Origin of the sequence: Halomonas sp. DP8Y7-3 (assembly GCF_019801675.1) — a bacterium.
GTDB classification, from domain to species: domain Bacteria; phylum Pseudomonadota; class Gammaproteobacteria; order Pseudomonadales; family Halomonadaceae; genus Halomonas; species Halomonas litopenaei_A.
The window spans coordinates 124,011-138,247 of the sequence record NZ_JAHVIO010000011.1 but is presented as its reverse complement, the minus strand read 5'-3'; the positions used below and the strand labels follow the sequence as shown (position 1 = coordinate 138,247).

Sequence of the window (14,237 nt, the reverse complement as noted above, 5' to 3'; positions counted from 1 at the left end):
CAACGTCTCGGCCGCTTGGCTGGGGTATCCCACCCCACAGCCAAGTCCGTTCCCTTATAGGCAAGCAGCGCGCATCGCTCAACAGATGGAAAAGCAACCTGCCGATCCGAGAGAGCACTCAGGGCAATAAATCCATAAAATTCATGAAGATAAAACCAATACAAAACATTAACATAAATTAGACAATTACAAACCCATACTGAGAAAACACCGCGTTACATTCCGTGGCGCGAGCCCCCTGCCCCCTACCAAGGTCTAGTCCTGAGGGTGTCATTGTCGCTTGCTATAAATGTCAGACATTAAATACACTAACATCCAACATTTCGGAGGCTCAGATGGCCGCACTCTCGTCATTATCGCCATCGCCAGAGACAGGCGGCGCGTCAGCCCTGGCCGAGGTCCTCGCCCAAGCGATCCTCTCGGGGCGCTGGCAACCGGGCGATGACTTCCCTCGCGAACTGGACCTTTGCCATCACTTCGATGCCAGCCGCAATCGCGTTCGCAACGCCCTCGCCGAGCTCGTCTCGGCAGGTCTGATCGAGCGGGTGGCCGGACGCGGAACGCTGGTCCGTGATGTCATCGACTGGCACCTGCTGGACCCACAGATGAGCCGTTGGATGGCAAGCCTGGAGGCTCCCCATCCTGAACTGATCGCTGCGGTATTTTCCTTTCGCCTGGCGGCAGAGCCGTACATCAGCGAACTGGCCGCCCTGCATGCCACGGGTGAGGACCTCGCACGTATCGAGCGGGCCTTCGAGGGCATGCTGAGCACCGCCGACCTGCCCCACCTGCGGCTCACCCATGCCGAGTACGACGTGGCATTCCATGATGCCATCTACCGTGCCAGCCATAACCTGGTCTGGCGCCAGCTAGGGTTGCTGTTGCGCCCATGCATTGTGGCGTTGATACAGCGCTCCCAGGATCAGGCAACGGGCCAGGCCGAAGGGCTCAGCGACAGCCTGGAGCGGCACCGCCAACTGCTGGAAGCGATTCGCCTGAGGCAACCGGCACAGGCCCGCCAAGCCACTGAAAGCCTGCTCGAGCGCACCGCCCGCGACCTGGGTTCGCTGGCACCTGGCCAGGGTGTGATGGCGCCGTCAACTCGACCCAGCCTGTAAGCCACAGGGGCGAGCGTCACCGCCACTGCTGTGCATCGTTTACATTCCACGCGGCTGAACCGGCCGCCGACATGAGGTTTCCACCATGAAGATCACCAAACTCAAGACCTGGCAGGTGCCGCCGCGCTGGTGCTTTCTCAAGATCGAGACCGACGAAGGCGTCTACGGCTGGGGCGAACCCGTCATCGAGGGTCGAGCGGCCACCGTCGAAGCGGCCGTGCACGAGCTGTCGGACTACTTGATCGGCCAGGACCCGCGCAACATCGAGCACTTGTGGCACGTCATGTATCGCGCTGGCTTCTATCGTGGCGGCCCCATTCTGATGTCGGCCATTGCCGGTATCGATCAGGCGCTGTGGGACCTCAAGGGCCGCGAACTCGGCGTGCCGGTGCATCAGCTGCTCGGGGGCAAGGTACGGGATCGCATGCGCATGTATGCCTGGACCGGTGGTGACCGCCCGTCCGACGTGGGGGCAGGCGCCAAGGCGCTGACCGATCAGGGCTTTACCGCCTTCAAGATGAATGGCACCCCGGAGATGCAGATCGTCGACAGCCATCGCAAGATCGATGACGCGGTCGCACGGGTGGCAGAGGCCCGTGACGCCGTGGGTCCGGATGTCGGCATCGCGGTGGATTTTCACGGTCGCGTCCATCGCCCCATGGCCAAGACCTTGATGCGCGAGCTCGAGCCCTATCACCTGATGTTCATCGAGGAGCCGGTTGCGCCGGAGCATCTGCCCGTCCTCAAGACCATCGCCCAGGACCTGGCGACCCCCATCGCCACCGGTGAGCGCCTGCACACCCGCTTTGCCTTCCGTGATCTGCTGGCCGACAACATGGTGGATATCGTGCAACCGGACCTGTCGCACTGCGGTGGCATCAGCGAAGGTCTCAAGATCGCCACCCTGGCCTCGGCCTATGACGTGGCACTCGCCCCCCACTGCCCGCTGGGTCCGCTGACGCTGGCCGCCTCGCTGCAGCTGGATGCGGTGTGTCACAACGCCTTCATTCAAGAACAGAGCATGGGTATCCACTACAACAAGGATAACGACGTGCTCGACTACCTGGTGGACAAGTCAGCCCTGTCCATCGAAGACGGCTACTGCGCGATTCCCGACGGGCCAGGTCTGGGCGTCGAGATCAACGAGGAGTTTGTCGAGGAACGTGCCAAGGTCGGTCACCGCTGGCGCAATCCGGTATGGCAGCATGAGGATGGCTCCGTCGCCGAGTGGTAAGCCCCACCTGTCGACAGGGTATTTCTAGAGCCATTGATGGCCGCCCGAGCGAGCCGCACACTTGCCGCCGCTCGGGCAGGCTCCCACACTGAGGAAACACTCATAGCTCGGCCACCCCTGAGAGACAACCGATGACGTCTTCTTCCTCCCATTGCCTGGGCGCGGCCCGGGTGATCTTCGACGGTCCTTGCGAGTTGGGCGAAGGCCCAAGCTGGGACGCCCTGCGTGGCGAGTATCGCTGGCTGGATATCCTAGGCAAGCGCTTGCACCGCTATCGACTCGACGATGGCTCCCACGACAGCCAAGCGCTGGACGAGTTAACCTCGTTCGCTGCTCCCCTGACCAGCGGCGATGATCTGCTGGTCACCGAGTCAGGCCTCAAGGAACGCGACCATGCCCATGGCCAGATATCGCCCTGGCGGGAGGTAGAAGCCGACAATCCTGTCACTCGCAGCAATGATGCTCGCATCGACCGCCACGGGGGCCTGTGGTTCTCCACCATGGGCAAGGCTGCAGAGCCGGGGGCTGGCAGTCTGTATCGCCTCTATCGCGGCCAGATCACCTGCCTCAAGCGCGGCATGAGCATCCCCAATGCCCTGTGCTTTTCGCCCGACGGGCGACTCGGCTACTTTACCGATACCGTCACTGGCGTGGTCATGCGCTGGTCGCTGGACGCCCAGGGCTTCCCTCTGCGCGCCGACGGCAACAGCTTCCTTCAGGAAGGCGAGCCAGCAGCACCGGAAGCATTGATCGCCCCCGAGCCTTGGGCGGACTTTTCTGGGGATGTCGGCAATCCCGACGGCGCGGTTATCGATGCAGAAGGCTACATGTGGCTCGCGCTGTGGGGCTCGGGACGGGTCGCCCGCCTCTCCCCGACGGGAGAAGAGGTCTGCCATATCAGCGTCAACGCCGAACAACCTTCCTGCCCCGCCTTTGGCGGTCACCACCTGACCCAGCTGTTGATCACCACTGCCACAGAGGGGCAGTCCCCGGCCGCTGGCGAACAGGCGCCTTCACGCCGGGATGGCGCCATTTTCCTGTTCGATCTGGCCGAGGCGCTACCGGGAGTGAGGGGGCTATCGGAGCCTCCCATCGCGCTTCGCTAGGGCTTGTACGAAAAGTGCCTGCGCTTGGTGATACGGTGTTAAAAATCGGCTGGTACGCCAGCCCGGTCAAAATACTCATTTACACCTCGTAAACTGCGCTTTCTCACCAATTTTTGCCTTGTCTAACCTTCGCTCGTCGACTTTTCGGACAAAGCCTAGACAAGCCTGCCATCACTAACGGCGCTGCTGGCAGCGCCTTGCCACTGTCCGGCTGACGTTTCTACCGACGCTGACGGACGCACACCTCCAGGAGTCCTGATCTCATGGCGATAGAAGACAAGCGCGTCATCATTATCACCGGTGGCGCTCGCGGCATTGGTGCAGACATTGCCAGACGCCTGGCCAGTGATGGCCACCAGGTGGTCATCAATTACGCCAACAGCCGCGAGAGCGCTGAAAGTCTGGTGGAGGAGATCGAGGCCCAGGGTGGCGTCGCCCTGGCCGTCGCCGCCGACGTCACACGTCCGGCAGATGTCACCCAGCTGTTCGAGGCCGCCAGTCAGCGCCTCGGTCGAGTCGACGGCCTGGTCAACAATGCCGGAACCCTCAGCATGGTGCCGCTGGCCGAGTCCAGTGACAGCGACTACGACCATCACTTCGACACCAATGTCAGAGGGACCTTCAATACCTTGCGGGAGGCTGCATCGCGCCTTGAAGACGGTGGCCGCATCGTCAACCTGTCGAGCAGCGCCCTGGCCTTGAACCTGCCTGGCTATGGCCTTTACAACGCCACCAAGGCCGCGGTGGAGTCACTGACCAAGGTCTTCGCCGGGGAGCTTCGCGGTCGACGCATCACCGTCAACGCGGTCGCCCCGGGCCCGGTGGATACGGCTCTGTTTCGGCGCGGCAAAAGTGCCGAGCAGATCGAAAGCTTTGCCAAGAAACCGCCCCTGGAGCGCCTGGGTGAGCCGAAGGATATCGCGGCGATCGTCTCTTTTCTGATGCGCGCAGAGTCCGAGTGGATCAATGCCCAGGTCATTCGCGCCAACGGTGGCTTTGCCTGACCCCATACCGTCAATGCCCGCTGCATCCCGCGGGCATTGAGCAGGCCATCGGCTAAAGCGATTCATTCCGTTCAGCGGTGATGGTCGTTGGCCGCATCGCGCAGACTGACGTCGCCTTTTTCTTTCAACCATTCGGTCATGGCCTCGCTCCCCATGGGGCGAGCAATCAAGAAGCCCTGCAGAACGTGGCAGCCCTGCTCGGCCAGGTGGTCGGCCACCGCCTGGTCCTCGACGCCTTCAGCCACGACCTGCAGCCCGAGGTGGTGTGCCAGCTCGATGGTGGAGGAAACGATGACATCATCGTCGGAGCCCTTGATCAGCTGCATGATGAAGGACTTGTCGATCTTCAATTCCTGAACCGGCATGCGCTTGAGCTGGGCCAGCGATGAATAGCCGGTGCCGTAGTCATCGATGGCCAGCTCGACCCCCATGGAGCGCAGCGCCTGAAGCTTTCGAGCGCCCATTTCCGGCGATTGCATCAAGGCGCTTTCGGTCAGTTCGATACACAGCTGTTCGCCCTGCAGGCCATAGCGATCCAGGGCGCTTTCCACTCGCTTGATCAGGCCAGGCTGCTGCAGATCCATCGCCGAGACATTGATGCCAAGACGAATCTTGAGCTTCATGTCACGCCAGCTGGCCAACTGGGCGCAGGCCGAGTCGATGACCCAGTGGGTCAGCTGGTGAATCTGCCCGGAGCGTTCCGCCAGCTCGATGAATTCATCCGGAGGAATCCAGCCCAGCTGCGGGTGATCCCAGCGCAACAGCGCCTCCAGCCCGATCACTCGTCCGGTCAGCGCCGACACCTGCGGCTGATACCTGAGGGAGAAGTCGCCCCGGTAGGCGGCGTGCTGCAAGTCTCGCACCAGGGCCAGGTGGCGAAGATGGCTCTCATCCTGTCCGCGCTGGTAGCACTGATGGGCCTGACGCAGCTGGCGTGCACGATCCAGCGCGATCTCGGCTCGCCGCAGCAACAGATTGGCCTCATCGCCGTGCTCCGGGAAGCGTGCTTCGCCCATGGCCACCTTCAACGACACGGGAGAGTCGTCGAGCCGCAGCTCACGGGTCAGCCCGCTCAGGGTATCCTCGAGCCACGGCGGTTCAAGGCGGGCCACCGTGAGCAACAGCAGAAACTCATCCCCGCTCAAGCGATAGGCCCCCACCTTGGGGGCCGGCAGGTCGGCAAGCCGCTGGGCCAGGGTACTCAGTACCCGGTCACCAAAGTCGTGACCGAAGGTATCGTTGATCCGACGCATGTGGTTGATGGTCAGGCGTAACAGGGTAAAGGGGCGCCCGGTCTCGATGGCGGCTTCGATATCCTCGTTGGCACATTGGCGATTACCCAGTCCCGTCAACTGATCCTGCCGTGCGCGGGTGCGCATGTCCTCTTCCCGTCGTGACAGATCCCCTTGCATCTTCAACAGGGTGGAGGACAGCAAGCCAAACTCGCCTTGCCTGGGCATACGCTTGAGGTCCAGCGGTTCTCCTCGACCGACGCTTTTCGCCGCGCCCGCCAGACGCAGCAGCGGCAGGCTGACGCCACGGGCGATCAGCACCACCGCCACCAGCATAAGGCCCAGGCTTACCGCAAAGATGGTCGCCAGACTGACCTTCACGTCCTGGTAGTTCGCCAGCAGTGTCTCGAGAGAGCGCTCCACCACAATATCAATGCGCCCTTGTTCGCCCTGATAAAGGGGGAGACGGCGACTGAGCCCCTGGTGATCCTGCCCCGGAGCAACATCGTTCGGTGACACCGAGACATCAAAGTGGGCCTGACTGCCAATCAACCCGGACAGCGCCGACGCCATCGACTCATCCAGACGGAATCCCAGCGCCACCCGAGCAGCGCCCGCCCCCGGCGGTAGCGGATGCTGCACCAGCTGGTAGCCCAGCCCATTGAGAATACTGGGGGAAACGACGCCCGCATCGTCCGCCGTGAGCGGCATCCGCCCGCTGTCGACAAAGACACCCGACCCTGCCGCAGGCTGGCTGGAAGCCATTACATGTCCCGCCTCATCCAGCAACAGCAGGGTATCTGCGCCCATCCGGGCGGCCTGCTGCCGCAAGGTGCCAGCGGCGGCCAGGCGCGATGACGTGTCGACCAGGACATCATCGACGGCCGCAAGAAAGCGCGGGTCATCGACCAGCAGGTCCACATTGCGCAGCAACTGCTGCCCCCACCCCTCGAGCAGAGCCACCGCCACCCCCGAGGCGACATCCAGCTCACGCTTGCCCTGCTCCAGCGCCGCGGAGCGAACCGCACTCAGCACCGCCCAGGAAGCCACCAGCTGGATACCGAGTGTCAGCAACAGCATCACCAGCAGCAGCCTTGCACGAAAGGACATGCAGGTTCCCCTATTCTCAACCTTGCGTCTTCCCTAAGTCAGCCAGGGTCGTGATCCATGGCCGCCCACCTGCACGGTTCATTATCGCCAACACCAGCCGAAGATGCCCGTCATGATTTGCTCAGCGCATGGGTCTAGCCTGTCACAGCTATCCGCTGACGCCATATCAGCCACAATGACCAGCTGCTGTAAGTCGAAGTCCCCCTGTCTCAGCCGCCATACCTGGCAATCTCTGGCAGTCCCCGGCAGCCCCCAGGCGAAGGCGGCAAAGCCCGTGCCGTCCAAGCGCCGGCGAGAGGCACGTCAATCGATCGTCTTCCGCCCAGGCTCTGGTATGCTGGCGCAACACCCTTCAAGCGAGGACACGATGGCCGGAACTTCCTCCCGCAGACGTCCCTATCAACTGGCAGAAACCATCAAGGGCTGGATCGTCGAGCGCGAGCTGTCTCCCGGCGACCGTCTCCCGGGCGAAGCAGAGTTGATGGCGTTGCTGGGCGCCTCCAAGGGCACGATCAGAGAAAGCATCAGGGTGCTGGAAGCCCAGGGGCTGGTGGAAACCCGTACTGGCCCTGGCGGTGGGGTGTTTATCCGTCAGATGAGCGAGGCCAGAGCCATCTCGCTGCTCAGCCACTACCTCTACTTCAAGGACATCTCGGTCCGGGACATCTACCAGATTCGGCTCGCCCTCGAGCCGGAAATGGTGGCGTCGCTGGCGGGCAACGTCGGCGCCAGCGACATCGCTCGCCTGCGCGAGTCCCTTCACAGCTATGCCACCCCCGCCGGAGACATGCACGCAGAGCGCCAGCAGCATATCGACTCGCTCGACTTTCATCAGGAGCTGGCGCAGCTGTCCGGCGGTAATCCACTGCTGGCGTTCATCATCCGCTTTACCGCTCAGGTGCTGTCAGACCTCACGGTGTACCGCCGACTCTATGAGCCAGGGGACCACCCTATAGGGCCTGCCGGATGCCAGTACCACGCCGAGATTCTGGATGCCATCGAAGCGGGTGATGCAACGCGTGCTCACACCCTTATGCGCGACCATCTGCTGGAGGCCCAAGGCATCATGCAAGGCAACGAAGCCCAGGTCACCAGGGGCTTCCTCAGTGAGTGAGGCCTTGGGAACCATTGCATAAAGGCCTGCACGGACGCGTCACAGCCATCAGCGCGAGACATCCGCCGACAGCCTGTCGAGGAAGCGCATCAGCACTTGCGTCGCGGCCCCAGCATCGGCTGCCGTGATAGCCTCGTCCGGGTGGTGGCTGAGACCACCGGTGCAACGGACGAACAGCATGCCGATATCGGTCAGCTCGCACATCGCCAAGCCATCGTGGCCAGCGCCGCTGAACAGGGTGTCTGCTGGCTCTTCACAGTCACGGCACGCGTTATGCAGCGACTGCATCAACCCATCGGCACACGCCACGGCCTCGGCCTGATAGGTTTGCTCGATCTCGAGGGCCAGCTGGCGGTTACTGGCCAACCGTCGACAGGCCGCCACAATGGCCTCACGCCCCTGCTCTCGAACCTCCAGCCGGGGCGAGCGTAGCTCCAGGGTGAAGGTCACCTCTGCCGGAATGACGTTGACCGCATTGGGGCGCACCTCAAGCTTGCCCACCACGCCGACAAAGTCCTCGGTGGCGTTGAGGATACGATCAACCTCCGCGATCATCTCGGCCGCACCCACCAGCGCATCACGCCGTCCTGGCATCGGCGTCGTCCCGGCATGTCCGGCCTTGCCTCCCACCGTGACCCGATGTCGCTCGATCCCGGTCAAGGCGGTCACTATGCCAAGGGCGTGGTCTCTCTGCTCCAGCACCGGACCTTGCTCAATATGCACTTCAACGAAACCGAGCACGGTCTCCGGGTCCCTGGCCAGAGACGCTATCTGTTCCGGATCGCCACCAAACGCCTTCAGCGCCTCGCCAAGACTCACCCCATTGGCGTCGCGCGCCTCAAGGCTGATTGGGTCAAAGCGGCCGGCCAGAGCGCGGCTACCAATCAACGTCGACTGAAAGCGGGTCCCCTCCTCATCGCCGAAGGCCACCACCTCGACCCCGTAATCCAGCTCGATCCCTTGCTGCTTCAGAGTTTCCAGCGCCAGCAGCGGCAGCGCGACGCCCAGCATTCCATCGTACTTGCCGCCCTCTACCACCGTGTCCTGATGCGACCCCATAATCAGGGTTCGCGCTCCGGCCCTGGCCTTGTCGCAACGGCCGACCAGGTTGCCTGAGGCGTCAAGCTGAGGCGTCAGACCGGCGCGGCGCATCCACTCGGCGATGATCTCGAGTACCTGACGATGCTCCTCGGAACAGAATAGGCGCGTCACTCCAGGGCCAGGTTCGGAGCATTCCGCCGCGGCATCCAGTCGCTCCAGTAGCTGCTGGCCAAGGGCCAACGGTTCACAATCGGGGTGCATGACATCTCCTGTGAGGCGTCTTGTGGGTAGTCACTTGCAGATAAGAAGAAAGAGGAAGCCAGGCTGAGGCATCAGCGCCGGGGCATCGCCGCCAGAAAGTCGGCAAACGTCGACTCACGTACACGACGTATCAGGCCGCGCAGCTCACCGACCAGGTCCCCTTCGCACCAGTCGATGCGCAGGTCGATAGGGGCCTGGTCAAAGGATTCGACGCGCAGTGCCGCCGAGCGCGTGCCGCGGACATCACCGCCACACCCCAAGGCCGCTTCCAGCGCATCCACCAGGCTTTCGGGCAGGCAACGCTCGTAGTCCGCGCGATACACCGGCATCGCGCCAGCGGCAATCACCGCCTCGGCGTTGCGGCAGCTGGACGACAGCAAGGTGTCGCACAGCGCATTGACGACACGCCGATCCGCCAGCAGGTTGCCTGCCGCGGCTACACCAGGGTAGTGGCACGATGCGACCACGGCTCCGTTGTCGGCACCGTTGTGAAGCGCCGACGTTCCATAGCGATCCATCACCAGACACTGACGCAAGGTCGCTTGCGGGTCCTGAACGACTTGATCGTCGAGGGCTTGCTGAGCGCGAACATCATCGGCGAGCGCCTGGCGAATACCCTCCGGATACCAGGGATGGGTCACACGACCTTGCGTCGCGCAGGCGCCGATACCCCGCCAGGCATGATGGACGTAACCCCCTACCGCCACGCCTCCGGTGGCGGTCAGGGCCGCCACCGTGCCAGTGTCTGGGTTGACGTGCAGTAACGATAGCGTCATGGGATGGCTCAGTAGCCAACCATGTGGCCAAGCACCAGACCGCCCCAGGACAGCACGTAGACCAGCGCCATGAACGGAAGAATCGCCTTCAGCCACTGCTCGTAGGAAACGCGGCCCAGGGCCAGCATCGCCAGGGTGCCACCGGACGTCGGGACGATCAGGTTCGTCAGACCATCACCGACCTGGAAGGCGGTAATCATCAACTGACGACTCATGCCGACCAGGTCTGCCACCGGGATCAGAATCGGCATGGTGACCAGGGCCTGACCCGAGCCAGAGGGCACGAACAGATTGATTGCCCCCTGCACCACGCTGGCCATGATCGCCGACAGCGCAGCGGGAATATTCTGGATCAGTCCGCTAAGACCATAGACGATGGTGTCAATGATCTGGGCATCCTTGAGGATCACCTGAATGGATGCTGCCAGGCCGATGACCAGGGCTCCTGCGGTGACTCCCGATGCACCCTCCATCATCTGCTTGACGATCTCATTGGCCGACAGCCCATTGACGATGCCGATCACAATCGCAATCAGCAGGAACATGCCGGCGATCTCGTTGATGTACCAGCCCTGGGTGAATACACCGACCAGCATGGCCGCCAGGCCGCCGACAAACACCACCAGCGTCCACTTGTCGCGACCACTCAGGCGATACTCATCCAGGGACTTGCTCATGGCCTTGGCGTCGTTGGGTTCACGAAACTCCATCCGCGTCACAAAGCGGCAGATGTACCAGGACAACAAGGCCAGTGACGTGACCACCAGCAAGGCCCGCAGCCAGGCACCGGAGAAGGTCGGCAGCTCGGCGATGCCCTGGGCAACACCGACGGTGTAGGGATTGATCGGAGACAGGGCAAAGCCGACCCCGATGCCGCCCACCGCCATGGTGGTGCCTACCAGGCTTGAACAGCCCACGGCGCTGGCGATGAGCACCGCGATGGGCACCAGCGCAATGTTGTTTTCAAAGCCGACGGCCACCCCAAAGAAGCCATAGATAAAGGTCCCGGCGGTAATAATGACATTACGACGCTCGATACCGACGCGATTGACCGCTACACCGATAGCGTTCTCGAGTGCGCCAGTGCGCTGGAGGATATGAAACAGCCCTCCCGCGATAAAGACGATGAACAGATATAGCGAGGCCGCGTTAAGGCCTTTGGGAATCGCGACAAAGATATCGAATGGCGAAATCGCGGCCACGTCAGTGAGATAGTGAAATGAGTCGGGCACGACCCGGGTACGCCCATCCTGCATCACTCGCTCGAATTCACCGGCGGGAATGATATAGGTCAGCGCGAAGGTCGCCAGCAGAATCAAGAAGATCAGCACCATCGGGTCAGGCACTGTTCTGTACCATTTCTTGCGCTCGGCAAGCGCTTGATCACGAACACTCATCAGGTTGTCCTTGTTATGTGGGACAGAAGGGGTAGCGGCCGCAGTGGAGGCTGCAGACCAGGAGCAAAAGCAGACAGGCCGCGGGGCTGCGGCCTGGCAATGCCCCACAGTATTTATCATGATAAATAGAGGGTCAAGATCATCGCCCGGGTGCAATGTCACGGCGAAGTGCGAGGAACGGACGTCCAAGCTTCAGACCATCATCCTAGGGGGTGGCGTAACGTCGCAGCATAGCCTTTGCCAAACTACTCTGATTGAGGCGCATAACGCCTACAAAAACTGCTCTAACTAGCAAATACACAAAGAAAAAACGCAGAACGCGCCTGACACCCTTGCACAACTCTCCGTCAAGCACCTAACAATTACGCAGGGGTGATCCGAATCATCCTTATGAACCAGCACGATTTACGCGGATCGTACTAGAACTTGCGCCATCGACTATCTGGTCACAGTGCGAAACTCGGTAGGATTCACATCAGCACATGGCAGCAAGTCTCATACGTTCGTTCCGCCCTTGCGCATTGTCGGCGCACAGGCACTAAAGACAGGAAACTCGCCCAGGACATTCGTACAGGAACCTCAGGACGATCCGCCGATGCAACGACCTACTGCTTCCACTCTTCAAGATGATGTGGCGTCTTGTACCAACGTGCCCCGCCACCCCTTGGACCCACGTCCGGGCCTGCCCGGCTACTGGTTCGACAGCATCAGCGGACGCGAAAGTCGGGCTGACTTCTGCCTCAACGCCATCCTGGCCCTCTCTTGCTACTACGCAGGTCTATGGGCCTTGATCATCACCGCGCCCGACCTCCACGACAGCGTCTCTCCGGAGGGACTGCTGGTGGGGGCAGGCTGGCTAGTGGTCAGCGTTTATCCCCTGGTGCTGCACGGCGTTCGCCGCCTGCATGATGTGGGCCAACGCGGCCACTGCAGCGTCATGCTGCTGTTTCCCGGAGCCAATCTCCTGCTGACGGTGGTCCTGGTCATGCAGCCCGGCGAAACGACCATCAATGAGCATGGTGAGCGCGAGCGGGGGCATCAAGGGGTGATGGCGGTCAAGTCACTGCTTACCGTAGGCATCTGGGTCAGCTGCTTTTTCCTGTTCTGACGGCGGTACCATCGCCGGCCACGCGCCGCTCAGCCAATCCTGAGCCCATGCTGCCGGAGCTTGCGCACCACGCTCGGCTGGCTGATCTCCAGGCGCTCGGCAATGGCGTAAGTGCTGGACAGCGTTCGGCAGCAGTCCGCCAGAATCTCTCGCTCGACCCGGGCAAGCGTCTCTTTCAGACCCTCCCCGTCGCCCCTGCCTGGCGACGCCCAGATCTCCTCCGCCGTATTCCTCGAACCCGTCACGCTCCTACTGTCGTCGGAGGCACGCCCGATCTCCTCCGTGGCCGCGCCAGCAGCAACCGCGGAGGGGGAGAATGGCGGGGACGTCACCTGGCCCGATGCTTCCGGCGCGGCCGCCGCGGGCACCTGCCTGCCGGGCAGCACTTCGCGTGCTTGAATCACATCGTCACTGGCGAGCCAAGCCCGCTCCATGACGTTCTCCAGTTCGCGCACATTGCCGGGCCACTCCCACCCCATCAGGGCCTGCCAGACGTCCCGTGCCAGCATCTTGTCTCGCCCGTAGCGCCGGTTGAGCCGCGCAAGCTGACGTTCGACAAGGCCCGGAATATCCTCTCGCCGCTCGCGCAGGGGCGGCAGGGTGACGGGAATGACGTTCAGCCGATAGTAGAGATCCAGTCGAAACAGTCCCTCCTCGACCCGCGCCGAGAGATCCTGATTGGTGGCGACGACCAGACGAAAATCGACGCGCCGGGGCGCTCGGTCCCCTAGTCGCGTGATGCTGCCGTCCTGGATGGTCTTGAGCAGCTTGGTCTGCACCGACAGCGGCAGCTCACCAATCTCGTCGAGAAACAGCGTGCCGCCCTCAGCCTGCTCGATCAGCCCCTTGCGGCCACCGGGGGCCGCTCCGGAAAAGGCGCCCTGGCAGTAGCCAAACATCTCGGACTCGAACAGGCTTTCCGGGATGGCGGCGCAGTTGACGTCGATGAATGGCCCTTCCTTGCGTGAACTCCAGCGATGAAGCTGGCGAGCGAACGCCGTCTTGCCGACTCCTGACTCTCCCAGCATCAGCACGGTGGCATCGGTAGGGGCCACACGCTTGAGCAAGAGCGCCACCTCGCCCATGAGCTGGCTCTTGACCTCGAGATGCCCAAGCTCCTGTTCCTGCAAGCCACCCTGGAGGCCACTCTCCGACTCGATCGCGTGACCGCGTCTCAGGTGCTCGCTGAAGCGTCGCTGCAGCAGCGCGTACTCCTGCTGCAACAGCTGCAGGTCGGTCAAGTCCATGGAGCGACTCACCACGGCGATAAGGCGCTCGCCTTGAAACACCGGATGTGCCTGGGCAATCACCCGCCGCCCGGTACCCGTGTGCTGCACCAGTTGGGTGGGTTTGCCCGTGCGAATGACTTCAAGACTGACCGACGGCGTCAACACGCCCTCCGCTTCGAGCCGCTGCACGCTGGTGGCACAGAGCTCTTCACAGGACATGCCGTAGACCGCCGCCGCTCCGGGACTGACGTCCCGGATATGGCCATCGGGCGCGACGATAAAGAAGTGATCGTGCGCCGTGTCGATAATCGTCTTCAGTATCAGCGCATCGTCAGTCATCGGCGATCCATAAACGCATCATTGATGCAAAAGTGTATCACGGCTAGCCCCGCCATTGATTCAATAGTGAATCAACGAGCCCCGGATATCGCTCCGTGTACGGCAACTTCGTGCACATTTTTTGCGCCTTTAGTATAACAATCGCAGAACTGGCACACCTCCTGCTTA

At 62.2% G+C, this 14,237-nt stretch carries 11 protein-coding genes; 6 read left to right on the top strand and 5 right to left on the bottom strand.

Annotation, left to right across the window (positions count from 1 at the left end):
- Window positions 1-335: 335 nt before the first annotated feature.
- The 4 genes from KUV86_RS14400 to KUV86_RS14385 all read left to right on the top strand — a co-directional run bounded on the left by KUV86_RS14400 (window position 336) and on the right by KUV86_RS14385 (window position 4,462).
- Entirely contained in the window at window positions 336-1,118 is a 783-nt protein-coding gene (locus KUV86_RS14400) for a FadR/GntR family transcriptional regulator (RefSeq protein WP_222164088.1), read from the top strand.
- 85 nt (window positions 1,119-1,203) lie between these two features.
- Entirely contained in the window at window positions 1,204-2,352 is a 1,149-nt protein-coding gene (dgoD, locus tag KUV86_RS14395) for a galactonate dehydratase (protein ID WP_222485252.1), read from the top strand.
- Between the two features lie 131 nt (window positions 2,353-2,483).
- Window positions 2,484-3,458 carry an SMP-30/gluconolactonase/LRE family protein gene (locus KUV86_RS14390; RefSeq protein ID WP_261397651.1) on the top strand — a complete coding sequence of 325 codons (975 nt, stop codon included), beginning with the start codon at window positions 2,484-2,486 and terminating at the stop codon, window positions 3,456-3,458.
- Window positions 3,459-3,721: 263 nt separating this feature from the next.
- A complete protein-coding gene (locus KUV86_RS14385) occupies window positions 3,722-4,462 on the top strand; it encodes an SDR family oxidoreductase (RefSeq protein WP_222485250.1) in 741 nt (246 codons plus the stop codon).
- A 71-nt stretch (window positions 4,463-4,533) separates the two neighbouring features.
- Here the strand turns inward: KUV86_RS14385 and KUV86_RS14380 are convergent, their stop codons facing one another.
- Entirely contained in the window at window positions 4,534-6,804 is a 2,271-nt protein-coding gene (locus tag KUV86_RS14380; protein WP_222485248.1) for a putative bifunctional diguanylate cyclase/phosphodiesterase, read from the bottom strand.
- A gap of 367 nt (window positions 6,805-7,171) precedes the next feature.
- Here KUV86_RS14380 and KUV86_RS14375 point away from each other — a divergent pair, with 367 nt between their 5' ends.
- Window positions 7,172-7,918 (top strand): FadR/GntR family transcriptional regulator, encoded by a 747-nt coding sequence (locus KUV86_RS14375; RefSeq protein WP_206944047.1) that lies wholly within the window; start codon window positions 7,172-7,174, stop codon window positions 7,916-7,918.
- 48 nt (window positions 7,919-7,966) lie between these two features.
- Here the strand turns inward: KUV86_RS14375 and KUV86_RS14370 are convergent, their stop codons facing one another.
- The 3 genes from KUV86_RS14370 to KUV86_RS14360 all read right to left on the bottom strand — a co-directional run bounded on the left by KUV86_RS14370 (window position 7,967) and on the right by KUV86_RS14360 (window position 11,393).
- On the bottom strand, window positions 7,967-9,220 hold the full coding sequence (locus tag KUV86_RS14370) for an allantoate amidohydrolase (protein WP_222485246.1): 1,254 nt from the start codon (window positions 9,218-9,220) through the stop codon (window positions 7,967-7,969).
- A 71-nt stretch (window positions 9,221-9,291) separates the two neighbouring features.
- On the bottom strand, window positions 9,292-9,996 hold the full coding sequence (locus KUV86_RS14365) for a DUF1028 domain-containing protein (RefSeq protein ID WP_222485244.1): 705 nt from the start codon (window positions 9,994-9,996) through the stop codon (window positions 9,292-9,294).
- 8 nt (window positions 9,997-10,004) lie between these two features.
- A complete protein-coding gene (locus tag KUV86_RS14360; protein WP_206944052.1) occupies window positions 10,005-11,393 on the bottom strand; it encodes a YfcC family protein in 1,389 nt (462 codons plus the stop codon).
- A 595-nt stretch (window positions 11,394-11,988) separates the two neighbouring features.
- Between KUV86_RS14360 and KUV86_RS14355 the strand changes: the two genes are divergently transcribed.
- Entirely contained in the window at window positions 11,989-12,501 is a 513-nt protein-coding gene (locus KUV86_RS14355) for a DUF805 domain-containing protein (RefSeq protein WP_222239108.1), read from the top strand.
- 29 nt (window positions 12,502-12,530) lie between these two features.
- Here KUV86_RS14355 and KUV86_RS14350 read toward each other — a convergent pair whose 3' ends face one another.
- Window positions 12,531-14,069 carry a sigma-54 interaction domain-containing protein gene (locus tag KUV86_RS14350; protein ID WP_222485242.1) on the bottom strand — a complete coding sequence of 513 codons (1,539 nt, stop codon included), beginning with the start codon at window positions 14,067-14,069 and terminating at the stop codon, window positions 12,531-12,533.
- Window positions 14,070-14,237: the final 168 nt, after the last annotated feature.